Source organism: Pseudomonas sp. H1_F01, from assembly GCF_054681425.1.
This window is the reverse complement of record NZ_CP162823.1, coordinates 5,895,080-5,919,219: the sequence shown is the minus strand read 5'-3', so window position 1 is coordinate 5,919,219 and position 24,140 is coordinate 5,895,080. Positions and strand designations below refer to the sequence as shown.

Sequence of the window (24,140 nt, the reverse complement as noted above, 5' to 3'; positions counted from 1 at the left end):
TGGGAAAATGAAAAAGGAACTGGAGGGAGTTGATCGGGTTGAGCGCCAACTTCCTTCTTCTTTGGCTGATATTGCTGCAGCGGGCATTATTGAAAATGGTGGGTGCTTTCTTCTCTCTGCTCTAGCTAGTAAAAGCACCAATGCGGCCGAGTCTGATTTTTTGGACCGCACTGGATGGGAGTGTTTTGTAAATTCAATTCATATAGATGACTTTGCGGAATCAGATTATCTCTTTAATGCGATCCTTTTCGTTCGTTCGGTGTTCGGGGAGTGGGCGCGCAGGAGGTATGGCGGGGTTTTTCAATCGATAATCTCAAGTGATGAATTTGGATCGGTTGTAAAATTTCATTTTTTGCGAGATGGCGAGTCTTGGGTTGGAAGTGATCTTGAGAAGTATGAGGAGTCGATTTTGTTGGTTGATTCTGCCCAAGACTACAAGTCTAAGGAGCTGCTTTTTGACTGGTTTGTATGTGGCGAAAAGTAGCGAAAGAAGAAAAAGGGAGGCAGGTTTATTTTGTGAGGCGCAGAGGGTCGGGCTCATTGCTTTTCTTGGTTTATAAATAGATCTGTCCCCTTTCCTTTTAGAGCACATTCGAGTAATGCCCCCAGGTTCATCACCTGTGCCCGGATATGAAAATGGATACTGGTGTTGGCAAAACCCCGGCAAACAACCAATGAATCCCGCGACAGGAAAACCTGGGAAAGGTCAGGGCGACACACATGTTCCTCTTCCCCCCGACACTTTACCGCCGGTTCGTCGTTGAATTTTAGATTTGATATAGGTGACGTATGTACGCATTGCCAGATGATTTTGATTTTTTTCTATTGGCCGAATGCTACTTGGAAATGGTTAGTTTTGGGGTGGCAATCACCAAGTTGGAATTTGCACGTCCGCAAGCGGCCCCTGGTGTATCTCCTTATAAAGTCTCTTTCTGTATAGAGGGAGGGTTAACGTATAAGGTCGGCGGCACCTTAGGGCGGCGAGAGTTTTCTGACTCGTATACGAGTGCGCCTTTATTGGATTTTTTACTGCAAGACGTCGTGTCGGTTAAAGAGGCTGAAGGCGCGGGGTTGGAGATAACATTCCATTCTGGCGACACGATCGTCGTTGAGGCTGATAGCGAAGGTGGGTATGAGACCTATTCAATTTATTTGGATTCTGGTGATGTTGTAGTGGTTTAGTTTGCGAGTGGATCTCCATTTTCCTGTTTTTGCCACGAGTTAGGATGGGGAAGGTACAACAATCCGTACCTTTGATCTGAGCCTAGGAGGGCCATTGATGCGTCACGATATTGTTCTACGCTTTATTGCAGTAATTTTGTTTTGCTTCACGCTGACCGGGTGCATTCATTACGAACATAAAAGCGCAGAAGGAAAACCCTGGGACGAGGTCGCGACAATTCGGCAGTTCGACAAGCATTTGTCGATAGACAAAATCGATGACGATACGTCGCTATATTGGCTAGCCCGCCAAACCGAGTATCGACTAGGCGCAGGAAGGCATAAACTTTCCGTTAAGTACGCTATTGGAACCGGATATTCACGTCCAATTGAAATGACCGTGGATTTGGTCGGTGGCCGTACCTATGGGCTTTATGGCGTTTCTTCGATGAAATGGTGGTATTACGAAGTTCGTGATGTCGATACAGGGCGTTCCGCGAAAGTTATAGAGCCGGCGGTCACAACGACGCCTTCTGAATCAGCCGGGCAGGTGGACCACTAATTTCGTTATGGCGAGGGAGCAAGCGCTCATCAAACAAATTACAGCCTGCTGATTTTTAAAAATAAGAACTACTAAAAACAGTTCGGTGATGTGTCTGAGTTAGTCGAACGCCTCCCTTTGTGGCGAGGGGATTTATCCCCGCTGGGCTGCGCAGCAGCCTTAAAGCAGTGAACTCAATCTTCCTGACACACCGAGTTGCCTGGCTTGGGGCTGCTGCGCAGCCCAACGGGGATAAATCCCCTCGCCACAAAAGCCACAACGAGCTTACAGCGGGCACCACGGGTCTTCCCCCTTCGCGCTTTCCAGGATCTTCGGAAAGTTTCGCTCAAAGGCCCAGCCTGAGGCCACGGCAGTCATGGTGGTTTTGCAGGCGGGGTTCTTTTCCGAGACGATCACGTTCATATAGAACTGGCTGCCGTAGATTGTCGGCGCCCATAGCACCATGTCGCTTCTGTCGGCATTGCTGTCGACTTTCAATTGGATGGTATTGACGAGTCTCCCACCCGTCGTGAGCTCGGTCACTTGTGGGTGAAAGCAGTGGTTCAGATAGCTTTGTACCCGTTTTTCCACCTCCGCCCGCTCCTGTGTCAGGCAGTACTCGGGGCTGGTTACGCCAGTGTTCAGCAGCTCGTCCTTGGTGTACGGATGCAGTGAGCAGCCGCTCAGTAGCAGAAAAACGATCCCTGTCAATTTCTTGTACAAAACTCATGCTCCATCAGAGGTTGTGGGCTGCCAAAACTGATTGCCGCAAAGGCGGCGGGCGGGACTATACGCAATTTGTTCCTTTGTGGAATCGTTAAACAGGCTTGTTGTAGGAATCGACGGAACGAATATTCCCCATTGACTTGCAGGACATTTCCTAGAAAATTCCAGTCCCTTGCGCCTGCTGATTTCGGTGCCTAGTCTTTGTCCACCGCTGCCAATTAGCGGTCGGGTTTAGCAGCTCGGAATCACGTTAGGCGCATGGCAACTGCCTTCAATGCGGGCATTTTTATTGCTCGAATTCTTATGGCGGCTATGCGCAGGGCATCCTCGGGTGCGCCGGTTTCCTAACGTACCGGTCTGCTAACCTGCGCACGGCTGCCACCCACTCGTTTAGCAGCGAACGTGGCGGCTCTTACTTACGTTAGGAGCATTCCATGGACAAACTCATCCCCGACCCACCCGTTCCACCGCTGCATCTGGACATCGCTGCCGACGCCAACGCCGAACGTGTCATCGATTCCTATCTGAACCCCAAACCCGCCCAGCCTGACAAGAAGCCACCTCCGGAGCAGCTATTCACCGTCGTGGAGGGTGTCGATGCTGAAAGCCTGTTGGCCAATCTCAGCGAAACCTTGGCCTCCGCCAATGCCATGGCCGGCGATCTGGCGTTCGATCTGGAGGATTCTCGACGGCATGTTGCACTGGGGCTCCAACAGTTGATCGAGCTGAGTCAGCTATTGGCAAACCGGGCCCTGGATGTCATCGACCCTAGATAAACGCTGAAAACTGACAGGGGATAGGCCACGTTTGTCCAAGAGGAAGTGACAGCGCTTCTTCGAGCCGTGGCCTGTTCCTGAGGGATCTGAGAGGTCGTTCTTGTTGTGTTTTTCGACACGACCTGTGAGACGCGTCTCTTTTTCGCATGGAAAAGTCCCGCTCCCTTGAACCGAAAGCGATAGGCAGGGTCTGGTGTGCGCGTGGTTTGCGCATCAGCAACGTGAGTGTTTTGGGGGTAAGCCGGTTTTTGGCTGTTCGTCCGTTCACGAGTTTGCTGTCATTTGCATATCGAGGGATCGAACATGTTCTTACCCGCCCATTGGGTGAGGTTATGCCGGGCGCTGCTGTGCCGTTCTCCGCTAACATTCGCTTACGCCTCCGTGGCCCGCCAGCCTTCCTCCGCCCTGAAAACCCGCGACGCCTTCTGGGGCATGCCCAAGCGCGGCCTGGCGTTCCTGCTGGCAAACGTCATGTTCTGGCAGCCGATGTGGGCCCAGGCGGACGGCATCGTGGTCAGCGCCCCGGGCACCAGCCTCGGCCAGGCCGGCAATGGCGTGCCGGTGGTCAACATCGCCAAGCCCAACGGCAGCGGTCTGTCTCATAACCAGTTCAAGGACTACAACGTCGGCAGCAACGGCGTGATCCTCAACAACGCCACCAACACCGCCCAGGCGACGCAACTGGGCGGGATCATCCTCGGCAACCCGAACCTCCAGGGCACGGCCGCGAAAGTCATCCTCAACGAAGTCAACGGCGGCAACCCGAGCCAGTTGCGCGGCTACACCGAAGTGGCGGGGCAGTCGGCCCATGTGATCGTCGCCAACCCCTATGGCATCACCTGCAATGGCTGCGGGTTTATCAATACCCCAAAGGCGACCCTGACCACGGGCAAGCCGATCATCGAAAACGGTCAGGTGGGTCGCTATCAGGTGGACCAGGGCAGCGTCGCCATTGAAGGCGCGGGCCTCAACGCGAACAACGTCGACCGCTTCGAAATCATTACTCGCAGCGCCAAGATCAACGCTGAGATCCAGGCTAAGAACCTGACCATCGTGGCCGGGCGCAACGACGTTAATGCCAATACCCTGAATGCCACTGCCCGGGCCGATGATGGCAGTGCGAAACCGGAGCTGGCCATCGACTCCTCGGCTCTGGGGGGCATGTACGCAGGCGCCATCAAGCTGGTGGGCACCGAGGCCGGGGTTGGGGTGAAGCTGGATGGCAAGATGGTTGCCAGTGGGGGGGATATCCAGCTGGATGCCAATGGGCATTTGAGTTTGGCGCAGACGGCTGCCGCCGGTGCCGTCGACATCAAGGCCAAAAGCCTGGAAACCCGGGGGCAGGTGTACGCCGGCAGCCGCCTGGACGTGAAGACCCAGGGCGACCTGACCAGCCAGAGCAACCTGGTAGCCCGCGACAACGTTCATCTGGACAGCGGTGGCACGCTGAGCAACAACGGCATTATCGAGGCCGGGGTCAACGCCGATAACAGCCGCAATACCACGGGTGATGTCACCCTCACCGCCAAGCAGTTGAACAACGCTGGCAAAACCGTCATCGCCAGCCGCGACCTGAATGTCACGACCACCGTAGCGCTGAACAACCAGGGCGGCACGCTCAGTGGGCAGGGCAAGACCACCGTCACCGGCAACGTTGTGGATAACCGCAATAAAGGCCGGATCCTGGGTAACACCGAACTGCACCTGAGCGCCGATCAAGTCCTCAACAGCCAGGACGGTCTGATCAATAGCCAGGGCCTGCTGACGGCCAACCTGGGCCATCTGGAAAACAATGCAGGTGAACTCTCGAGCCTGAACAGCGCGACCCTGGTCCTCGGCAGCCTGGACAACCTGACCGGCCTGGTCATGGCCGGCAAGAACCTCGACATCACCAACGCGGGCGCGATCAATAACCGGGGCGGCGAGCTATCCAGCCAAGGCGTCATGACCGTGCGCACCGCCAGCCTGGACAACAGCAACAAAGGCACCGTCGCCGCCAATGGCAAGTTGCTGGTCAGCGCCACCGGCGCGGTCAACAACGCCGAAAAAGGCCTGCTCGCCAGCCGTGCTGCCGAGGTCGAGTTCGATGCTGCCAGTCTGAATAACGCCAAGGGCACGCTGCAAGGCGAGGGCCTGGTCACCGTGGATGTATCCGGCGACATCGATAACCAGGGCGGCAGCATCATCGCCAAGGACGCCAAGCTGAGTGTCTTCGCCACCAACCTGGACAACCGTGGCGGCGTGCTGTCCAGCGTCAAGGCGGCGCTGGAGGCACGCACCACCGGCGTGCTGAAAAACGGCTATGACGTGAACCGTCAGGGCGGCACGATCCAGGCCCAAGGACTCAGCATCCGAGCCTTGGCTGGGCTGTTCAACGACGGCGGACGCATCGCTGCACAAGCTGGCGATGTCGTGGTCACCAACGCGGCGGCGGATATCAACAATCGCAACGGCGGGATATACGCCACAGGCAAGGTCTGGATCACTGGCCGGGGCATGGACAACAGCGGCGGCGGGCAGGTCAGCGCCAGTCGTATCGACTTTGACCTTTCGGGTGCGCTGAACAACAACGCCGGCATCATCGAAAGCCAGGACAGCCTGGACATTCTGGCCGCCAGCCTGAGCAACCAGAAAGGCCAACTGCGCACCCTCGGCCAGAACAGCACCACGGTGTTCAAGATCGGTGGCCTGTTCGATAACAACGACGGCACCCTGGAAACCGCCAGTAATGATGTGGGCTTCAACACCGGCAGCGTCCAGAACGTGGGCGGCAAGCTACTGCACACCGGCTTGGGATTGTTCGGCATCAGCCAGGCCAACCTGGGCCAGGCCGGCGGTCAGCTGGTGACCTACGGCAACCTGACGGTGACGGCTGATCGCTGGACCAACAGCACGGCGATCCAGGCCGGGCACTTGGTCGTGAATGTCGACCAGTTGACCCAGACCGCCACCGGCCAACTGCTCAGTACCGACAGCATGGTGGGCCGTGGCAGCAACTGGCGGGTTGACGGCCTGATCGGCAGCGATGGGGCGATCGACCTGCAACTGACCGGCGACTATACAGGCAACGGCCGCTTGAGCAGTCTCGGCACCTTGGGCCTGAAGGCCGCGCTGATCAGTCTGGAGCAAAACGGCAGCATCGCTGGCGGCGGCAACACTACCGTCGTGGTCGATGGCGTCCTCAACAGCTACGGTCGCCTGACCTCGGCGGCGGACCTGAGCGTCACGGCCGCCACGCTCAACAACTACGGCACGCTGGGCAGTGCCGGCGCGCTCGGCGTATCGACCGGCGACCTGCTCAACGAGCACGGCTTGATCTTCAGCGGCGGCAACACCAGCCTGCGCGTCAATAGCCTGACCAACCGCTATGCCGATATCTACAGCCTGGGTGATCTGAGCATTGATCGCGATGGCCTAGGCACACGTGCCACCCGCATTCTCAACAGCTCCGGCTCGTTGCAGAGCGACGGCAACATGCGCCTGGCGGCCAGCACGATCGACAACGTCCGCGAGGTCTTGACCACCCACGATGCAGGCATCTACACCGCCTCGATCAGGGAAGTGGCCTGCATCGAAGGGGTCAACGCCGGTGATTGCAGCGGTGGCAAGGAAAACCACGTCTGGCAGATCGTCCAGCGCGACAAGTTCGAAGTCACTGCGGCCAGCGCCGCCTCCAGCATCACCACCGGCGGCAACCTGAATATCCAGGGCGACACCCTGACCAACCGGAGCAGCAGCATCGGCGTCGGCGGCGCATTGACCGCCAATCTCGTCAGCCTGAACAACATCGGCATCGAGACTGGCGAGACCGAAACGTCGCGCACCTTCATGTCCGAACGCACGCGCAGCCCGGGTGGCTGGCGCGCCGCCGCGAATGACTTCACCAACAAATACTGGTTGCAGAGCCCGGGTTACAACGCCAATGACCTGGGTGGCCTCGAAGCAGCGATGAGCCGCTTCATCGGCATGACCGAGCGTGAATTGCCGCAGTTTCGCACCCAAACCAATACCACCGATAACCAGACCTATGCCGCGATTATCCAGGCCGGCGGCGCGGTCGACGTCCGCATCCAGGGCAACGCCGACAACAGCGTCGTGCGTGGCGGCTACCACTACGTCGGCGCTGGCCCGCGCACCGACACCCAGGCCGACAACGCCTTCTCGACCCGTATCAGCGTCAATCGGCAGCTACCCCCGAGCCTGACCCAGCAACAAGTCGATCCGCTGTCCTTGCCGGGTTTTGACTTGCCCACCGGGCAAAACGGCCTGTTCCGCATGAGCGGCGACGGCTCCACCACGCCGACCCAGAGCACGGGCCTGACGCAAGTGCGTGGCCTGCCGGACCGTTCGTTCCAGGCCAACCCGCAAAAGTACCTGATCGAGACCAACCCGGCGCTGACCGACATGCGCCGGTTCATGAGCTCCGATTACCTGCTGACAAACCTGGGCTACGACCCGGATACCGCCGCCAAGCGCCTGGGCGACGGTTTCTACGAACAACGCTTGATTCAACAGGCGGTGATCGCCCGCACCGGCCAACGCTTCCTCGACGGCCAGAACTCCGACGACGGCATGTTCAAGTACCTGATGAACAACGCCATCGCCAGCAAGGACAGTCTCAACCTGTCCCTGGGCGTCAGCCTGACCGCCGAACAGGTTGCGGCCCTGACCCATGACATCGTCTGGATGGAAAACCGGACGGTGAATAATCAACAGGTGTTGGTGCCGGTGCTTTATCTGGCCCAGGCCAATCATCGTCTGGCGGCAAATGGTGCGCTGATTCAGGGTTCAGACGTCAGCCTGATTGCGGGTAAGAACCTGAACAATGCGGGCACCTTGCGTGCGTCCAGCAACCTGAGGGCTACGGCGGGCGACAGTCTGGTTAACAGCGGGTTGCTGGAGGCGGGGAATCGGCTTGAGGCGCTGGCGGGTAATGATCTTACTAACCGGGCAGGCGGGGTTATTGCTGGGCGGGATGTCAGTGTTGTTGCCGTCGCTGGTGATTTGACCAATGAGCGAACCATTACCCGGCATGCCAGCGGCACTGGCTACAAGACTGAGCAACGCGAATTTGCTGACAACGCGGCGCGGATTGAGGCGAGTCATGACCTGACGATGGGTGCAGGACGGGATATCGCCAACAAGGGGGGCGTGCTCAAGAGCGGCAATGACATGGGCTTGCAGGCGGTGCGTGATGTAAACATCACCTCCGCCGAGCAGGTGGACAGCAACACGATGGGGAGCGGGCACCGGGACCAAACCATTACCCAAAATGGTTCCAGCGCTACTGCGGGCCGGGAGATGAAGGTGACGGCCGGGCAGGACCTGCGGGTCGTTGCCAGCAACGTCATCGCCCAGAGCACCCTGGCGCTGACTGCCGGGCGCGATATCGCGATCACGTCTGCCGCCAACGAAAGCCATCGCTCGTCCCAGAGCAAAAAAGTCAAAAGCAGCAGCGACCTGGTGCGTCAGCAGTCTTCGGTTATCCAGTCGGGTGGGGACCTCAGCGCCAAGGCAGGGCAAGACCTGAGTCTCGTCGCCAGTCAACTGAAAGGGGCCAAGGACGTTGCGCTCGACGCCACGCGCGACATCAGTCTGCTGTCCGCAACGGACGAAACCGCAGAGTTCTACTCGAAGAAAAGCAAAGGCTCCTTTGGCCGCAGTAAAAGCGAACAACGGGAAAGTTATGACAGCACCAACGTCGCGTCGGTGGTTGAGGCGGGGCAAGACCTGACGGTCAATACCAGCCAGGCCGCCGGTGGCGGTGTCACGCTGGATGGCGGCCGCAACGTCACGGTGATCGGCAGCCAGTTGAACGCCGGCAATGATTTGGTGGTGGGTGCCACTGGTGATGTGGCGGTGCTCTCGGGTATCGAAGAACACGGCTCCTACAGCAAGAAAACCAAATCGGGTTTCCTGGGCTTGTCCAAGAGCGGAAAAAGCGAGCTGAAAACCACGGCCTCCCAAGTGGCCAGCGAGCTGGAAGCAGGCAACGATGTGGTGCTGGTTGCGGGCAACGACTTGCGTTTGCGCGCCAGCAAAACCACCGCCGGTAATGACGTAGAACTGCGTGCGGGCTTGGTCAAGGATAGCGGCGACATCAACCTCGTCGCGGCCAATGACACAGCTTACAGCCATAGCGAGCAATACAAGAAGAAGACCGGGCTCTCGGTCTCAGGTGGCTTCCTGTCGTTCTCCTCGGCCAAAGAGTCGGGTCGAATCGCGCAGAGCAGTACCAGTGTGGGCAGTCAGGTGACGGCTGATCGTGATGCGACTTTGCAGGCTGAGCGCGATATCAACCTGGTGGGTAGTGGTATCGATGCTGGGCGCAATGTCAGCTTGAATGCCGGACGTGATGTGAATGTTCTGGCCGCGCAGAACAGTCGTTCCGAGCGGGATTGGGAAAAGAACAAGCAGGCTGGGATCGGTGTTTCTTCGGATGCTAATGGCATCAATTTCTTCGCAGGTGCCGATAGCCTCAAGAACAAGAATCGTCTGGAACAGCAAACCGCTGCCGCCAGCCAGATCAGTGCAGGGCAAGATGTTGCCATCAACGCTCAGCGCGATATCAACCAGACGGGCTCCGATCTGCGTGCCACCCGTGACATCGGCCTCACGGCTGGACGCAATATCAACATTGATGCCGCGCGTGAAACCCAACTAACCGAGCAGGAGCGTGAAGCCAGTCGTAATGGTCTGGGTATTTCGTTCAATCATAACTACGGCAACACCAAGGATGCGGTCAACGGCGCAGGAAAAGGGGAGAACGGCGTCAGTAAGGCATCCAGCACCCTTAAAGGTATCGATGCCGTCGCCCAATTTGTCAACGGACCGACCGTCGACGTCAAATACGGCAACAGCACGCAAACCAGCAGCCAGCAGGTCATTGAGCAGACCAATCGCGCGTCGACGTTCGATGCGGGCAACGACCTAAATCTCAATGCCGGCAACGACGTCACGGTCAAAGGTGGTCAGCTAAAGGCCGGGCGGGATATCAACGTCAAAGGTCGCGACGTCACGCTGGATGTGGCGAAGGGAAGTGTCAGCCAGGAAAGCACTGATCGCCAAAGCTGGAGCGGGATTCATGGTGGCACCAGTGGCGGTTTCAAACTGGGCGTCGGTGGCAGCTACGGTGTTGCTACCGAGGACGGCGTTCACGGCAGTTCGACGGCCACTCAGGTTGCCGCTGGAAGGGATGTCAACGTGGACGCCCGCCACGACATCAACCTGGTAGGCACTCAGGTCAAGGCTGGGCGAGATATTGCGCTCGATGCCGGTAATGAGTTGAACATCAGGTCGGCGCAGAACGCCAGCGACAGTGAGAGCAATCGACACAACGGTGGTGGTGAGGGGGGCCTGACGTTCGGGTCTCAAGGCGTAGGCGTCTACGTCAGCGTGAACATCGGCAAGGGCAATCTTGATCGGGAAGGTAGCCGACAGCAAGAAGCCTACCTCTACGCGGGCAACCGTCTGGGCTTCACCAGTGGCAAAGACACCAACATCAGCGGTGCCACCCTGCGCGGCGATGAGGTTGTTGGCCGTGTCGGCGGCGACCTGAACGTCTCCTCGGTGCCTGACACCGGCGAAGTCAAAGGCAAAGAGTTCGACCTCAGCGTCACAGCGACCTTTGGTCCAGGGGCTGGCGTCAGTGGCTCTGTGGGGTATGGACAGACAACCGGTGAGACCAATTGGGTTGAGCAGCAGACCAGCATCACCGGTAAAAACAAGGTCGACATCCGCACCGAGGATCACACCCAGCTGGACGGTGCCTTGATCGCTGCCGATAACGGCAACCTCAAACTGGACACCGGAACCCTGGGCTTCAGCGACATCGCCGGCAAGGACAAGGAGCACGGCTATTACCTGAACGTTGGTGGTAGCTACTCCAAGGGGGGCGGAGGCGCCCAGGACAGTAGCCAGGTTGGCAAAGGCGAGAAGGATAAAAACGGCTGGAGCATCAGCGGTTGGGAGTATGAGAAGGATCGTCAGCAGACCGTCCGTGCCACCGTTGGGGCTGGCGAAGTCGTGGTGCGCAATGACTCTAAAACCGGGGCTGATTCGACGGCAGGGCTCAACCGGGATGTGAGCAAGGCCTACGAGATCACCAAGGATGATGAATCTCGGACCGACTTGTACGTCACCAAATCCTCGGTGGACGCGGTGATGGATACCTCTGGGACCGTGACGGCTTGGAAGAACAGCATCAAAAGCTACCCCGATAGCAGCCTGAAAGCGTATGAGGACGCACTCAAGCTGGTTAATGGGCCGGTGCAGGCCGCTGGACAGGTCTGGAACAGCATACAGGCACAGCGGGTATCAATAGAGGAGGTTCCTGCTTCCGCGAGGGCTGCGTTGGGGGATGAGGTTGCGCTGAATGTTGCGAAGAACCTGGTTCGCAATGGTAAGGATCCTGATGACATCGCGAAGCTGGAGCCTAAGGATGTAATCGCTATCCAATACTTCGCGGACCTATTCACAACGTTTGCCAAGCAACAAGAAAGCTGTGGCGCTACAGGAGACTGTGCTTCGGGTGACGAGGGCCAGAAGGATCCGGTCCACTATGTTGATGCTGATGGCAACAGCATGATTGTGAATTTTAAGCCGTTGGTACCAAGTACCTCCGGCGGAAATGTGTTGGTTCAAGCTGACGCTTTACAGACCTATCTCGATAAATTGAACCCAGCGCAAGCGCAGCTTGTACGCTTGGGGATACAAGCCGTCATGGGACCAGTCAAAGCCGCGGTGAGTCTGGCCGGTAATGTGGTGGTGGATAAGCTGTTTGGAGACAAAATCGCCGACGCTAAAGATGCTTTGTCAAAATCCCTAGCGAGCGAGCTCAGTGGTAAGAGCAAGGACGATTTGGAGCATAGCGATGATCGTTTCAAGGAGCTTTCCAAGCTTGGGGCAACTACTCAAAAAGGTGATGTATACGTTCGTGGTGCAACGACGCTGCTGGATATTGCCTTGGGGATCGCCACCAACGCTGCCGGGTCTGTAGCGGGCAAGGCCATTGGTATTGTGGGTAAGGGGTCTTCGGATGGTGTAACGAAAGGGCGCGATGAGCTGGGGGGTGGTCCGAAGGATCCTGATTGGGACAAGAAGTTTGCGGAGAATCCGCCGAAGGGGTGGGTGGAAACGGGTGGGGCAAAAGGGCCCGACCAGGCTCTGCCCAATAACCAAAGGCTGCTTTCAGGAACTCCTGGTCAAGTAACTGGCGGTAGCTCAACAAAGCTAGGGCAGAATCTGAACCAAGCAATGGGGAGAAATCGCACCGACTCGTGGGCTGGTTATCAGGCTCAGCACCTGATTCCTTCGGAGTTAAAAAATCATCCTATTCTGAAGAAGGTAGGCATTGATCTGGATGACTCCTCTAATGGCATATTTTTGCCGGCAAGCAAGGCTAAGCCAGAGGGTGCCATAAGCGGTATGCCGAGACATACAGGTAGCCATCCAAACTATACTGAGGCTGTACGAAAAAGTTTGAATGAGTTGGACCGAAATCTACCTGTGGAACAGTTGCAAAAACAGGTTTTCGACTTGCAGGGAAGGTTGAGAAATGTTACTGGGTCGGGCATGCCTGTCCGCAACGTAGATGGTGCTAAGACAGAGGTGTGGTTGAAATGGTTAGGGAAGTAGAGTTGGGTGAAAATAGCAATCTGGTAAATGAAGTTATTGGCTTTGTAAATAGTGGGTTGCTCTTGAGATCTGTCAATCAGGTTGTTTTGGGGGATGCCGAAATTGCTGATCTTGCAACGGCAAAAAAATATGCTTGGGTTCAGGTCTATGGGGAAGAATCTTTCACTTGGGCCGACTTAAGATCTGAGAAAATGAGTGAGGTTTGGGATGTTGTTTACAGTGGGGGCGAAAAATATACTGAGATGGATATTAAATTATCCGAACTTTTGGATGAGTTGAGTCGCTCAGTTCAAAAGCAGCTCCTCCCAAAGCATAGAGAACTATTGGATGATGTTGTCTCGGATCTAAAGTGCTGTTTGTATAGTCGAGCTGTTCAAGGTAAGACTAATGAGTTTTTTGAGGGAATACTTTCCGCTTATTTAAGCGGTGGGTGGCCGTGTGGATGGGTAGGTGGCTGGCCCAAGGGCAGTCTCCTTGTATATCGTGACGATGCAACAGATACGAGGGGATCGAAAGGGGACAGATTTATTTTATGAGGTGAGCAGGCCTGTTGGTTTGTACGTTGATAAATAAATCTGTCCATTTTTTCAATTGCTACTTTAATTGTGCTGCGTTCCAATGAGAGGAAACAGATTTATTAGTGTGGTGGTGCTGGCTTTTTCATTGTTGGCTATCGTGTGGGGGGTGAGTACTTTTCTTGCGATGATAGTTGCAGTGTTAATTTCACTGTTGTTTCAGACTGATTCAAATTGGGTTTTTATTTGGCTCGGGTTCCCTCTGTCATGGATATTTGCATTGTACTGGGTTGTTACTCGTTGGGACTACGTTAAGTCTTTTATCTCCGGGCGGGGGGCGTGAGAGACAAAGGAAAAAGGGGGCGGATTTATTTTATAAGGCGCTGAGGGGGCGAGTTTATTGAATTCTCTCGGTTTCAAAAAAAATCTGTCCACTTTTCTCCAGATCTATAATTTTTTAGTATGTACTTGGAGTTACTCATGAAGAAAGCATCACTACTAATGTTGAGCCTGATCCTGACGTTGCCAGGCTGTAAATCCAACGTCAGAGACTCTTCCCCCACCGTGCTCAACGACGGCATCCAACTGTACCAAAACAAAGTGACCGTAGACGCCCAGCACGCCAAGGTGATCATGAAAGCGACGGGCAATGTCGTCCCTGTGGAATTTGCAATCAGGCGAGCGACGGATCCAGACCGGCGTATGGATGTGCAGGGGACAGTGGTGGATTCCGGTCGCGGCAAAGTGTTCGGCTGGATTGCCAAACTCAACGAAACGGCCCACAGCGCGACCTTGAAGCATTTCCCTCAGTTGGAAGTGCAAGCTGATCCCGATCAGCCATTTGAGGTATCGGGTTACGCCACTGGCGAAAGTATCAACCGCGGTTATCGTTGCGGTCCGATCAGCACCATTTTCACGCCGGAGAAAGGCAAGGTTTATCTGGCGGAACTCCAGTTTGTGGGTGGAGGCTGTGAACTGCATACCTATGACATTACGCAGCCTCAGGAGCGTATTCCTGTCGTAGGTAGCGCGCAAAACGGTGGCTTCGCCAACGCAGTCCCGGGTTGCAAGTCGGCAACGACCTCGGTGAATAATCAGCCGGTCACAACACAGTTTTGCATCAAATCCATCATGCTCCAGCCTTCGCAGTATCGCGTTAGCGTCAACGATCAGACTGTTTTCAGCGGTACCGATTACGAGCGCGTTGCTTTTGTAAAAACCGTTACGGAAGGGGCCGTAACCGGTGGTTGCAATGAAATGATCGAGGCGCAGTCGGGCACTACTCAAAAGCCTGTCGCCTTTAAAGACCTGCCAGCTGATTTAGTAGCGGGCTGCCACATTACTGCGGACGCTGAGGGCAGAGCCCAACCGTTTAGTAAAGATGAAGCCTGTGACAAGGTGTTCTACAAGGCCATGATGCCGGTTTTAGGCAAGGTAGTACCCGTGGAGGTGGCACGGCAATGTGTCGTCAGAATAGGGGGGCAGACAGTATTTGAGGACCGTTTCAGTTTCTGACTTAGAAAAAAAGGGGGCAGATTTATTTTGTGAAACGCAGAGGGGCAAGTTTTTTGGTTTTGCTCGGTTATAAATAAGTCTGTCCCCTTTTTTGGAAATGAATTTCTGAAGATATCTATGTGAAAAAATATACAGAGTTAGTGGTTGATGGTCAGCTTGTAATTGCTCCCAGTGTCAGTGAATGGGAGGAGATTTTGAAAGCAGGCAAATATAAAGATGGAACTGTTTTCAATGGAAATCTTGAAATTGTTGTGCGCAATATGCTTGATTTTGTATCTGGGCGCGACGGTAAATTCTGTTTGGGGCTACATTTAACTAAATCGTTGAAACCTTGGGTGCCATTACATTTATATCGTATGGATGAACGATGGCAGCGAGTGCTCATTGAAAGGGTGACTTGCGATCAATGTGATTGGGTTGGGGAAGTTGCTAATCCCTCAGATCCGATTTTATATTTCGGAGTTGATGGTGAGTTGGGAGTTGCTTATAAGGCATTATCGCTTCCTCGCTGTAATTGCCCGAAGTGTGGTATGGCGCTACCTCGGATAGCTGTGTGGGTCGACGATATTGAAACAGGGCAGGAGTAATTTTGTTGCAGGTACAGAGGATCGAAAGGGGACAGATTTATTTTATGAGGTGAGCAGGCCTGTTGGTTTGTACGTTGATAAATAAATCTGTCCCCTTTCCTTTCCTTTTCTTTCCTTTGCCTTTCCTTTTGTCCCCTTTCCTTTTTGCACACGCATACCTATGAATATGGTCCAGGCTATGGCTCCAATGGGAAAGAGACGAGGATCAATAATGATTAGTCTTCCAGAATTGAATGAATTGCTTGTTGCTCACAACTGCTTGCGTGCAATTAGTATTCAGTTGAATGTTGACGGGATGGCTTATGATTTATCTCTATCGATTTCGGCTTCTGAAAAGGTAGGGGCTGATGTCGTGAATATCAGATTCATTGATATTTGCCAATTTACGTCCCATGATTTTGGCGGCGGATTAACTCAGTTGATGCACATGAACGTTAGTAAGCTGGATTCTGGCTTTGATAGGATGCGTTATCAGCTGAGTGATCTTGAGGATAAAAAGTTGTCGTTCTACTTCTCATCATTCTCGCTTGATTAGCTGGTGCAAAAACAACTGGGGCTGCTGTAGATGACGCGGTCAAGGCATTACCAGCTCAGAGACTGAAAAGGGGACAGATTTATTTTGTGAGGCGCAGAGGATCAGGCTCATTGCTTTTCTTGGTTTATAAATAGATCTGTCCCCTTTCCTTGTCCTGATGAGTTGGGACTTCTTTTTTCGGAAGTGTTTCACGTTGACGAAAAGTTTAAGTGTCTATTGCAGTCAGGCGTCTCTGTGCTTGAATGGGGGCACTGGTGGGAACAAGGTGTTTTAATTCGCGCTGGGGATGAGTAGCGCATACGGAATTCATGTGGAGAGTGTAGAAGTGCGGCGAAGGAATTAAAGGTGTTCGAAAAGATGACAGATTTATTTTCTGCGGAGGGGCGGGCTTATTGGATTGCTCGGTTTACAAATAAATCCGTCCCCGTTTTTGGTTACGTTTTTGGTTGAAATAGAGGGCGTATTGTGATGTATAAAAATATTCGCTATATGCTAAAAGCTATATTTTCTGCAGATCTTGGTTTTCAGGAGGAAGATGCTAAAAATATATATGTAAGAGGCTTGAGGTCAAGTGGAAAGCTGGATGAGATGAGAGCTGAACTGGCTGCAGCGTTTGAGGATAGGAGTGTGCGTTGGAGAGAAATGCTTTTAAATGATGACTATGAAGTCCAAGATTTTGAAACTGAAGAGGAATCATTGACGTATGTAAAGAGAGTGCTTTGGGATCCCTTGAGCTCTTAGGGGGGATGTCGTTAAAGTGCAAAAAGCGAACAGATTTATTTTGTGAAACACAGAGGGGCAGATTTGTTGGTTTTGCTCGGCTTATAAATAAATCCACTTTTTTGTGAGGTTATGGGAGGTGGGATGTGATTTTGAATGAGTCGGGGTACTTTAGTGATGAATTGATGGCGTTCGTTTTTACATGTCTTTTTTGTGAAGCTATAAGCAGAGATGAATTTAATGCCTGGTGTGCTCAGGCTTCGTCGCTGAATGCTGCTCCAGCATTTTTATATGACTTGAAGGATTTTCATGATGAGATTTTCAAAGTCTATAAAGTTGTTGGTTATGTGCCCTGTTGGGAGCATGAGGAGAATGACGAATATGCGTTGTACGGTATCGCCGTTTGGCGAGGATTTGAGCCGTTTGATATGCCCGTAACCCCAAGTGAAGCACTTGATTTCCTTAAAACGTCACCAAAGATTGAACTACTATTTGGTCAGGTTTTTGACTTTATAAAGCTATAGTTTTAGTGCGAAAAGAGTTAGTTGGATGCGTTTCTATAGCGGCTTTACCCTGTGCTGCCTTACCTTGCTCGATGAGTTGTCGCGTGTCGAGCTGTGAGTAGGTGTTTCCTTCCAGAGGCTGCTTTCGATCAGGTTTGCAAGGATGCGTTGCGCCGTTCGCCGGGCGATTTCAGAATGCCAGGCCAAGAGCTTTGAGAGGCTCGCCCCGCTCCTGGATGCTTGGATGCTGTTCAGTAGTCGGTGCTCGAAGGCCACGTTGCGTTGGCGCTGTTTGAGGAGATTTTGGCGCAGTTATGGCGCAGTTCTCAGAACTGCGCCATCTTCATTTACTCCGCCGCCTGCGCCCGCAATCGCTTGCCAATCACATCCATCACATCACACCCATCGCGCAGCGCGATCGTCAGCATTTTGCAGAAGTCGGAAAGCACCAGCGTGTCGGAACTGATCTCTGAACGGAACGCGATGTTTTCCAGAAGCTGGGTCACGGTACGGATACGGTAGTCGGCGGTTTCGAAGAGGACATCAAGCGGGGCTTCGGTGTCGATCAGCAGGGTAGCGGGGACGCAGTCGACGCCGGTGATGGGCATGTATCGGTTCATCGGTAGGACCTCATTCAGTTGAAAGGAGCTACCTCGTTGTCGAGTCGCCAAACCCGAGTCGCCATTGGAGCGACGAGGGACTATAGCCCCCTCCGTCCGAGCGCTACAAGACGTCACTTTCCGAGCTTCATGTAGGAATTTTGGCCCATCAATGGTTGTATTTTCTGCGTCACTTTCGACCTTGACATAGCCTGCATAGGCGAATAGATTTTCGCCCAGCAGCTCAGTACAGCGCGCAGGCAATTGTTAGAACCTGCCCAGCAGTCCTGGGCTTTTTTTTGCCCAAGGAAAAGCCAGTGAAGCGAACCGCCGTTCTCATTGATGGAGGATTTTTCTTCCAGAGGGTTATGTTTTTCGGCCGCAAATACTTCAGCAAGGAACTGCTGTTATCCGCCGACCAGATATCCCAAATCATAAAAAAGCTCGTGAAGCTTCACATCGAAGACGAACGCTCAGCGAGTCGCGAGCTTTATCGAATCTACTACTACGACTGCCCGCCCCCCTCCAATCAGGTTCGATTACCCATAATCCCTGACGGTCATAAATCTGCAGGGCATATGGATTTCAAAGCTCATCCTCCCTATAGATTGCGAAGAGACCTTCACGATCAGCTTCGATCGAGCCGAAAAACGGCGCTTCGACTGGGCGAACTGGCCAAAAGCGGTGATTGGCAACTCAATTCTCATTCCCTTAAGGCCCTGTTGCGTGGTGAGAAGGTCTGGGCAGAGCTCACGAATGACGATTTCCATTACAAAGTCGAACAGAAGACTGTCGATACCAAGTTAGGCATGGACATCACGACTCTCGCCCTTGAAAAGCTCACTGATGTCATCGTTTTGGTCGCTGGTGATTCAGATTTTGTGCCGGCTGCGAAACTGGCGAGGATGAAGGGAATCGATTTCGTACTTGATCCGATGTGGGCCAATACGACTGGAAGCTTAAGCGAGCACGTAGATGGCCTTCGCTCTTTCGATATCGTCCGTCTCATTAGAGATGTCACCGGCCAATCGGTTACCACTCGGCCCGACTGGTGGGATGCTCGGACGAAGAGTGCGGCGCAGCTATATGAGAATGTTGAGATTGCCGTTGCTGGTGATCTGGAGCCTGATCCTGGATTGATATCTCAGGGCGCTGTGCACCCACAAACAACAGGCAGATGAACCCCGTTTCGCAGCACACCCTGCGCCCGCTCAATTCGGACTACTAAACCGTGCCAACCCCCAACCGCAACGTTCTGATCACCCAACTCGCCACCAACCCCGATGACACCACCACGCGCGCTTCGCTCTATCGCGATCTGCTCGACAGCGGGGAGGCGTCACTGGAAGGTTTACGCGTCGCGGCGGGCCTGGGCGATCCGGCGGCTAAGGTGGTGGTGGCTCAACTGAACACCACCGCCCATACAAATCGCCCCGGGCCATGGCTGTCGCAACTGCATGGCCTGCCGGTCGACCATCTGGAGTTGAACGACGCCGAGCCGGATTGGTGTGACGCCCTGGCCGGGCTGCCCTTGCGCACGTTGGTGCTCAACAGCCCGAGGTTTATCTGCGGCCCGGAGACGTGGCAGCGTTTGCCCGCCAATGCCCTAGAAACCTTGGAAGTCAGTAATTTTTCCCGCGACGATAACGCCAATTGCCTCCCGTCGCCCGCACGCTTGCGTCGGCTGAAGTTGCAAACCTACGGCGAGGACTTCGACGACCGTTTCCTCCGTCAACTGAGCGACAGCCCCTTGCAGGAATTGTCGTTGAACCGTTGCGATGACATCACCGACGACGGCCTTAAAGCACTGTCACGCCTCAAGCTGCGCTCCCTGACCTTGCAACGCGTGGGCGAGCTGACGTCCCGTGGCATGGCGCACTTGGCAAGTCATCCCCTCGAACAGTTGTCCCTCAGTGGCAGCGGCGCGATCCTCGACGATCCGTCCTGGCTTGGCGACCTGACGGGGTTGCGCGGGTTGAGTCTGGATGACTGTTATGCAAGCGAGAGCGTGTTGCAGGCGATTCAAAATCTGCCCCTGGAAAAGCTTTCGCTCCAATCTGCGTTCATCTGCGAAGACGATCTTGAAGTGCTGGAGGGAATGCCGCTCACGGAGCTGGACCTCAAGTGCCTACGCCAAGTGATCGAGCGGCTCGATGTGCTGCACGGATTTCCGCTCAAGCGATTGGGACTCTCCGATGTGCAGGGCGTCTGCGCCAGTACGTTGAGTGATCTGCGCGGGTTGGCGTTGGAGTCCCTGGACCTGTCCTTGAACGACATCACCTGGAAGGAGCTGAAACAACTGGCTGGCCTGCCGCTGAAGCGGCTCAATCTGAGCTTTTGTCAGGGCGTCGACGGCAAGGTTTTGCGCAAGCTCGTCGAGTTGGGGTTGCCATTGGAGGAGCTTGAAATAAGCGGCCTGAACCTGCGCGATGCCGACCTGGCTTGTTTGCGGGACCTGCCCCTGCAGCGCCTGGGTCTGTATGACAGCCCTTGGCTGACTGACGCCGGGGTGGCCCATCTCGCTGGCATGCCGCTGCGGGACCTGACGCTTGGGGCGGATCCAGGGGAATCGCGGATCACGTCGGCCGTGGTGCCTGTGTTGGAGCAACTGCCGCTGCAAACACTGTGGTTGCCCAACTGCGCCGGGATCGATGCAAGCGGTTGGGACCGCTTGGCTAGATTGTCAGCCCACGTGACCGGTCCGGGCATCTGACGCGCTGATAGGAATAGGCAGTGGCTTGGACAACACCCTGGCGCAAGTAGCGCTTGCGGCAGGCCTTCGAAGTGCTCTCCACGGAGCATGACCGACTACGACGCCAGTTTCGATCGTCGCGCTAGGGGGGCTGGATGCTCCTACCTCGTCGTCTCCTCTCCCTGATACCGCTTATTCCTTCCCCAGTAACCAGAGCAGTAGGGTGACTCCGACTCGCAAGAGTAAAAATTGCTCTAGCGTTTAGGTGTAGAGCACGAATAACCAAAAAATTAAACATTATTAGCGTTTTTTGTGGATTTCACCGTGCGGTTGATGTGACTACGCAATTTGCATCAAGTTATGTTCATTTATGATTGGATCCAATGTTCGGTGGCGTCAGATGCCGAACCTGCCCACCTATGGACGTATCAAAAAGGATAAACGCCATGATGCTGAAGGATCCTTCCAGCAAATATCGACATTTCGCCACCGTGGATCTGCCGGACCGCACGTGGCCCGGTAAGGTCCAGTCCGTTGCGCCTAGCTGGTGCAGCGTCGATATGCGCGATGGCAATCAGGCCTTGATCGAGCCGATGAATGCCGAGCGCAAGCGTCGTTTCTTCGACCTGTTGGTCAAGGTCGGTTTCAAGGAAATCGAAGTAGGCTTTCCCGCCGCTTCGCAGACCGATTTCGATTACGTGCGCGAACTTGTCGAAACCGGTGCCATTCCCGATGACGTGACGATTCAGGTCATGACGCAAGCCCGCAGCCATCTCATCGAGCGCACGTTTGAGGCATTGAAGGGCGCTCCCCGCGCTATCGTGCATGTGTACAACGCGACCGCACCAGTGTTTCGAGACGTGGTATTCGGTGTTGACCGCGCCGGGTGCATCGAGATTGCCACCCAGGCCACTCGCGAAATCAAACAGCACATGGACGACAATCCCGAGACGCAGTGGACCTTCCAGTATTCCCCCGAGACCTTTTGTTTCACCGAGTTGGATTTTGCATTGCAAGTCTGCGAGGCGGTGACGGACGTCTTCGCACCCACGCCTTCCAACAAGATGATCCTGAACCTGCCGACGACCGTCGAAGTCTCCACGGCCAATGTTTTCGCCGATCAGATCGAATGGTTTTGCCGGCATTTCAGCCGTCGTGACTGCGTGATCATCAGCGTCCATCCGCACAATGACCGGGGCACCGGGGTTTCCACCGCCGAGCAGGCTTGCCTGGCCGGTGCCGAACGGGTCGAGGGCACGCTGTTTGGTAACGGCGAGCGAACCGGCAATGTCGATATCCTCACCCTGGCGATGAATCTCTACACCAGCGGTATCGATCCGCAGCTGGATTTCTCGGACATCCTCCACGTCCAGCGCGAGGTGGAATACTGTAATCAGCTGCCCACGCATCCTCGCCATCCTTACGCGGGCGAGTTGGTGTTCACGGCCTTTTCAGGGTCGCATCAGGACGCGATCAAGAAAGGCTTTGCAGTGCGCCAGGCCAATCCCGATGGCTTCTGGGAAGTGCCTTATCTGCCTATTGATCCGGCGGATATGGGGCGCAGTTATGAGGCGGTCATTCGCGTCAATAGCCAATCCGGCAAAGGCGGCGCGGCCTATCTGCTTGAACAGCATGGGGTCGTGATGCCGCGCCGGTTGCAGATGGAGTTCAGCACCCTGGTCCAGCAAGAGGCGGATGGATCGGGCCAGGAGATCAGTAGCGAGATGATCCTTGCGTGCTTTTCCCGGCACTATCTGGATGAGGGCACGCCCTACACGTTGTTGCAGCCTAAATTGGTCAGTGAAGGCGCTGTGACTTACCTGGAGGGTGTGCTTGACGTGGGGGGCACCAAGTTCGACCTCAGCGGTGAGGGCAACGGTCCGCTGGCGGCGCTGGTCGATGCATTTGCCCAGCGTGGCGTTCACTTCGATATCGCCGATTATCATGAGCACGCTGCTCGCGATGGGGCTCAGGCCGAAGCACTTGCCTATGTCGAGATTCGCGTGAATAACCGGCTGCTATTTGGCGCCGCGCGCGACGGCAGTAGTTTGCTGGCGTCCCTCAAGGCGGTGACAAGCGCCGTCAATCACGCATCGCGCCTGGGGCTGCTCAGCGTGATGAGCGCTGCGGTGCCTTGCTGACAGGGCTGCGTGTACAGCCCTGGCGACGTTGGCCGGTAACTACGGTCATGGGGACATAGTGGCTTCGCATCGGCATGCCGAAGGGCAACTGGTGTATGCCATCAATGGCGTGATGCCGGTCTCGGTGGCCGGTACGACGTGGGTCGTTCCCTCCGGCCATACTCTTGGGTTGGAGACGCGCAGGGGCGGGAGCAGGCGTGGGAGAGTTTTGGTATGGCACAAAAAAAGACGTCCGTGGACGTCTTTAGATGATGAAGTGGTGGAGCCGGGGGGATTTGAACCCCCGTCTATGGCAGCTAGTACGGGGCTTCTAGCTTCAAGGCTGGCGAAAAGCTGTCATTAAGAAAAGCAGAATTCTTCCTCGGTCATCTCAACCAGAGGAAGACAGTCGCTTGAGCTAACCCGAATCCAGCCAAGCATGGACAAGCTTCGAATAGCTGAAGCAATTGCTTCCCGCTTCGCGTCATTATCCCAAGCTTTTTTCCAAGATAGGACAAAGTCGAAGACCTCACGCTCGGGCACAATTGCTACCTTTTGCTCATCTTTCAATTTGCTAACCGCATAGAACACAGTAGCTACTTCTTCAGCCTGCTCAGTGTTTTTGATACGACTAAACAGGTCAACAGTTTTATGGATTTTAGACATGTTAGCCGTAAGGATATCCTGACGTTTTTCTCTCGCCTTTAGATACTCTGGTCCAGTCGATAAGGTGTTCATGCGTCCCAACTGACTCTCGGCTATCAGATTTGCATTGGCTAACGTCCCGAGTAGTTTTTTTACTTGGTCAGAAAAAGGGCCATAGCTAGCCTTCTTGAAATCAAGTTCTGTTTCTACGCCTAGCGCAGTTATCGCGTGGCATATTTTTTGGAAAATTGTTCTTCCCACTTTTGGCGAAAATTGTTGATTTTCAAGCTGATAAAGAACTTCGAGCAGTACGAACCAGTTGTCATTTATTTTCTGGTTTTTAGAGCCTTTATGGTCAGCTTCGCTAAACAATCGAGACTGTGAAGGGCTTAAAAAGTCTGGGCTTAGCTGATTGGCGGGAGTGCCAAATGGAGCATACATTTCCACTGGTATGTCTATTCTTGAAAGTGTTTTATACATAATAGGTCCTACTAGCTCCCACTCTAAGCCGCCATTCCCACATCCGAGAGGAGGGAATGCTACGGAAGTGATGTTCCATGCTTTATAGTGTTCTAAAAAAATTTCTAGGCCTTTCTCGATGTCAGCCAAACGCGATGCTGAACGCCAATGATCTTTGGTGGGGAAGTTTACAATCGAAGTTCCGAACATGTCGTTATATATGTAAGGAATCCCTGGTTTTACCAGCTTTTGGGCGCATCGTTTTTCATAGTCCTGCATGAGGCCAGGCCAGCGCTTTTTAAATTCAAGCGCAACACCTTTGCCCATTACACCAACACAATTCACAGTATTAACCAACGTTTGCACGTTGCTCTGGAACATGTCTCCTATCAGAACTTTGATCACACTAT

The 24,140-nt window shown here is 54.4% G+C and carries 17 protein-coding genes and 1 pseudogene; 15 read left to right on the top strand and 3 right to left on the bottom strand.

Going from position 1 to position 24,140, the window contains the following annotated elements; genetic code table 11:
* Positions 1 to 7: 7 nt before the first annotated feature.
* The 3 genes from AB4O09_RS26825 to AB4O09_RS26815 all read left to right on the top strand — a co-directional run bounded on the left by AB4O09_RS26825 (position 8) and on the right by AB4O09_RS26815 (position 1,723).
* Entirely contained in the window at positions 8 to 484 is a 477-nt protein-coding gene (locus tag AB4O09_RS26825; RefSeq protein ID WP_146002243.1) for a hypothetical protein, read from the top strand.
* 305 nt (positions 485 to 789) lie between these two features.
* On the top strand, positions 790 to 1,182 hold the full coding sequence (locus tag AB4O09_RS26820; RefSeq protein ID WP_027912220.1) for a hypothetical protein: 393 nt from the start codon (positions 790 to 792) through the stop codon (positions 1,180 to 1,182).
* A 97-nt stretch (positions 1,183 to 1,279) separates the two neighbouring features.
* Positions 1,280 to 1,723, top strand: coding sequence for a hypothetical protein (locus AB4O09_RS26815; protein WP_027912221.1), 444 nt, complete (start codon positions 1,280 to 1,282; stop codon positions 1,721 to 1,723).
* A gap of 264 nt (positions 1,724 to 1,987) precedes the next feature.
* On the opposite strand, the gene AB4O09_RS26810 is transcribed toward AB4O09_RS26815, so the two are convergent.
* Positions 1,988 to 2,425 (bottom strand): hypothetical protein, encoded by a 438-nt coding sequence (locus AB4O09_RS26810; protein ID WP_027912222.1) that lies wholly within the window; start codon positions 2,423 to 2,425, stop codon positions 1,988 to 1,990.
* 437 nt (positions 2,426 to 2,862) lie between these two features.
* On the opposite strand from AB4O09_RS26810, the gene AB4O09_RS26805 reads away from it, so the two are divergent.
* From AB4O09_RS26805 to AB4O09_RS26770, 8 genes are all read left to right on the top strand, one after another.
* The gene (locus AB4O09_RS26805; protein ID WP_027912223.1) at positions 2,863 to 3,204 is read left to right on the top strand and encodes a DUF6124 family protein; all 342 of its coding nucleotides are present in this window, start codon (positions 2,863 to 2,865) and stop codon (positions 3,202 to 3,204) included.
* Between the two features lie 432 nt (positions 3,205 to 3,636).
* Positions 3,637 to 12,840, top strand: a complete 9,204-nt coding sequence (locus AB4O09_RS26800; protein WP_460108447.1) for a hemagglutinin repeat-containing protein — start codon at positions 3,637 to 3,639, stop codon at positions 12,838 to 12,840.
* On the top strand, positions 12,825 to 13,376 hold the full coding sequence (locus tag AB4O09_RS26795) for a hypothetical protein (RefSeq protein ID WP_014336514.1): 552 nt from the start codon (positions 12,825 to 12,827) through the stop codon (positions 13,374 to 13,376). The genes AB4O09_RS26800 and AB4O09_RS26795 overlap by 16 nt, the downstream gene beginning before the upstream one ends.
* Before the next feature lie 459 nt (positions 13,377 to 13,835).
* Positions 13,836 to 14,870 carry a hypothetical protein gene (locus AB4O09_RS26790; protein WP_426386151.1) on the top strand — a complete coding sequence of 345 codons (1,035 nt, stop codon included), beginning with the start codon at positions 13,836 to 13,838 and terminating at the stop codon, positions 14,868 to 14,870.
* Between the two features lie 119 nt (positions 14,871 to 14,989).
* On the top strand, positions 14,990 to 15,457 hold the full coding sequence (locus tag AB4O09_RS26785; protein WP_003197604.1) for a hypothetical protein: 468 nt from the start codon (positions 14,990 to 14,992) through the stop codon (positions 15,455 to 15,457).
* A 211-nt stretch (positions 15,458 to 15,668) separates the two neighbouring features.
* Positions 15,669 to 15,992, top strand: coding sequence for a hypothetical protein (locus AB4O09_RS26780; protein WP_032833100.1), 324 nt, complete (start codon positions 15,669 to 15,671; stop codon positions 15,990 to 15,992).
* A 468-nt stretch (positions 15,993 to 16,460) separates the two neighbouring features.
* A complete protein-coding gene (locus AB4O09_RS26775; protein ID WP_003197610.1) occupies positions 16,461 to 16,733 on the top strand; it encodes a hypothetical protein in 273 nt (90 codons plus the stop codon).
* 125 nt (positions 16,734 to 16,858) lie between these two features.
* Positions 16,859 to 17,236 carry a hypothetical protein gene (locus AB4O09_RS26770; protein ID WP_223522855.1) on the top strand — a complete coding sequence of 126 codons (378 nt, stop codon included), beginning with the start codon at positions 16,859 to 16,861 and terminating at the stop codon, positions 17,234 to 17,236.
* Positions 17,237 to 17,562: 326 nt separating this feature from the next.
* Here AB4O09_RS26770 and AB4O09_RS26765 read toward each other — a convergent pair whose 3' ends face one another.
* Complete coding sequence (locus AB4O09_RS26765; protein WP_003197613.1) at positions 17,563 to 17,835, bottom strand: hypothetical protein; 273 nt, start codon at positions 17,833 to 17,835, stop codon at positions 17,563 to 17,565.
* Between the two features lie 296 nt (positions 17,836 to 18,131).
* On the opposite strand from AB4O09_RS26765, the gene AB4O09_RS26760 reads away from it, so the two are divergent.
* The 4 genes and pseudogenes from AB4O09_RS26760 to AB4O09_RS26745 all read left to right on the top strand — a co-directional run.
* Positions 18,132 to 18,995 carry an NYN domain-containing protein gene (locus tag AB4O09_RS26760; protein WP_003197615.1) on the top strand — a complete coding sequence of 288 codons (864 nt, stop codon included), beginning with the start codon at positions 18,132 to 18,134 and terminating at the stop codon, positions 18,993 to 18,995.
* 50 nt (positions 18,996 to 19,045) lie between these two features.
* On the top strand, positions 19,046 to 20,527 hold the full coding sequence (locus AB4O09_RS26755) for a leucine-rich repeat domain-containing protein (protein ID WP_027911994.1): 1,482 nt from the start codon (positions 19,046 to 19,048) through the stop codon (positions 20,525 to 20,527).
* A gap of 425 nt (positions 20,528 to 20,952) precedes the next feature.
* Positions 20,953 to 22,647 (top strand): 2-isopropylmalate synthase, encoded by a 1,695-nt coding sequence (gene leuA / locus AB4O09_RS26750; protein WP_460108445.1) that lies wholly within the window; start codon positions 20,953 to 20,955, stop codon positions 22,645 to 22,647.
* Positions 22,648 to 22,666: 19 nt separating this feature from the next.
* Positions 22,667 to 22,813: pseudogene (locus AB4O09_RS26745) on the top strand (cupin domain-containing protein); the annotation flags it as partial.
* A 173-nt stretch (positions 22,814 to 22,986) separates the two neighbouring features.
* On the opposite strand, the gene darG reads toward AB4O09_RS26745, so the two are convergent.
* The gene (darG, locus tag AB4O09_RS26740; protein ID WP_460107710.1) at positions 22,987 to 24,135 is read right to left on the bottom strand and encodes a type II toxin-antitoxin system antitoxin DNA ADP-ribosyl glycohydrolase DarG; all 1,149 of its coding nucleotides are present in this window, start codon (positions 24,133 to 24,135) and stop codon (positions 22,987 to 22,989) included.
* Positions 24,136 to 24,140 lie beyond the last annotated feature (5 nt).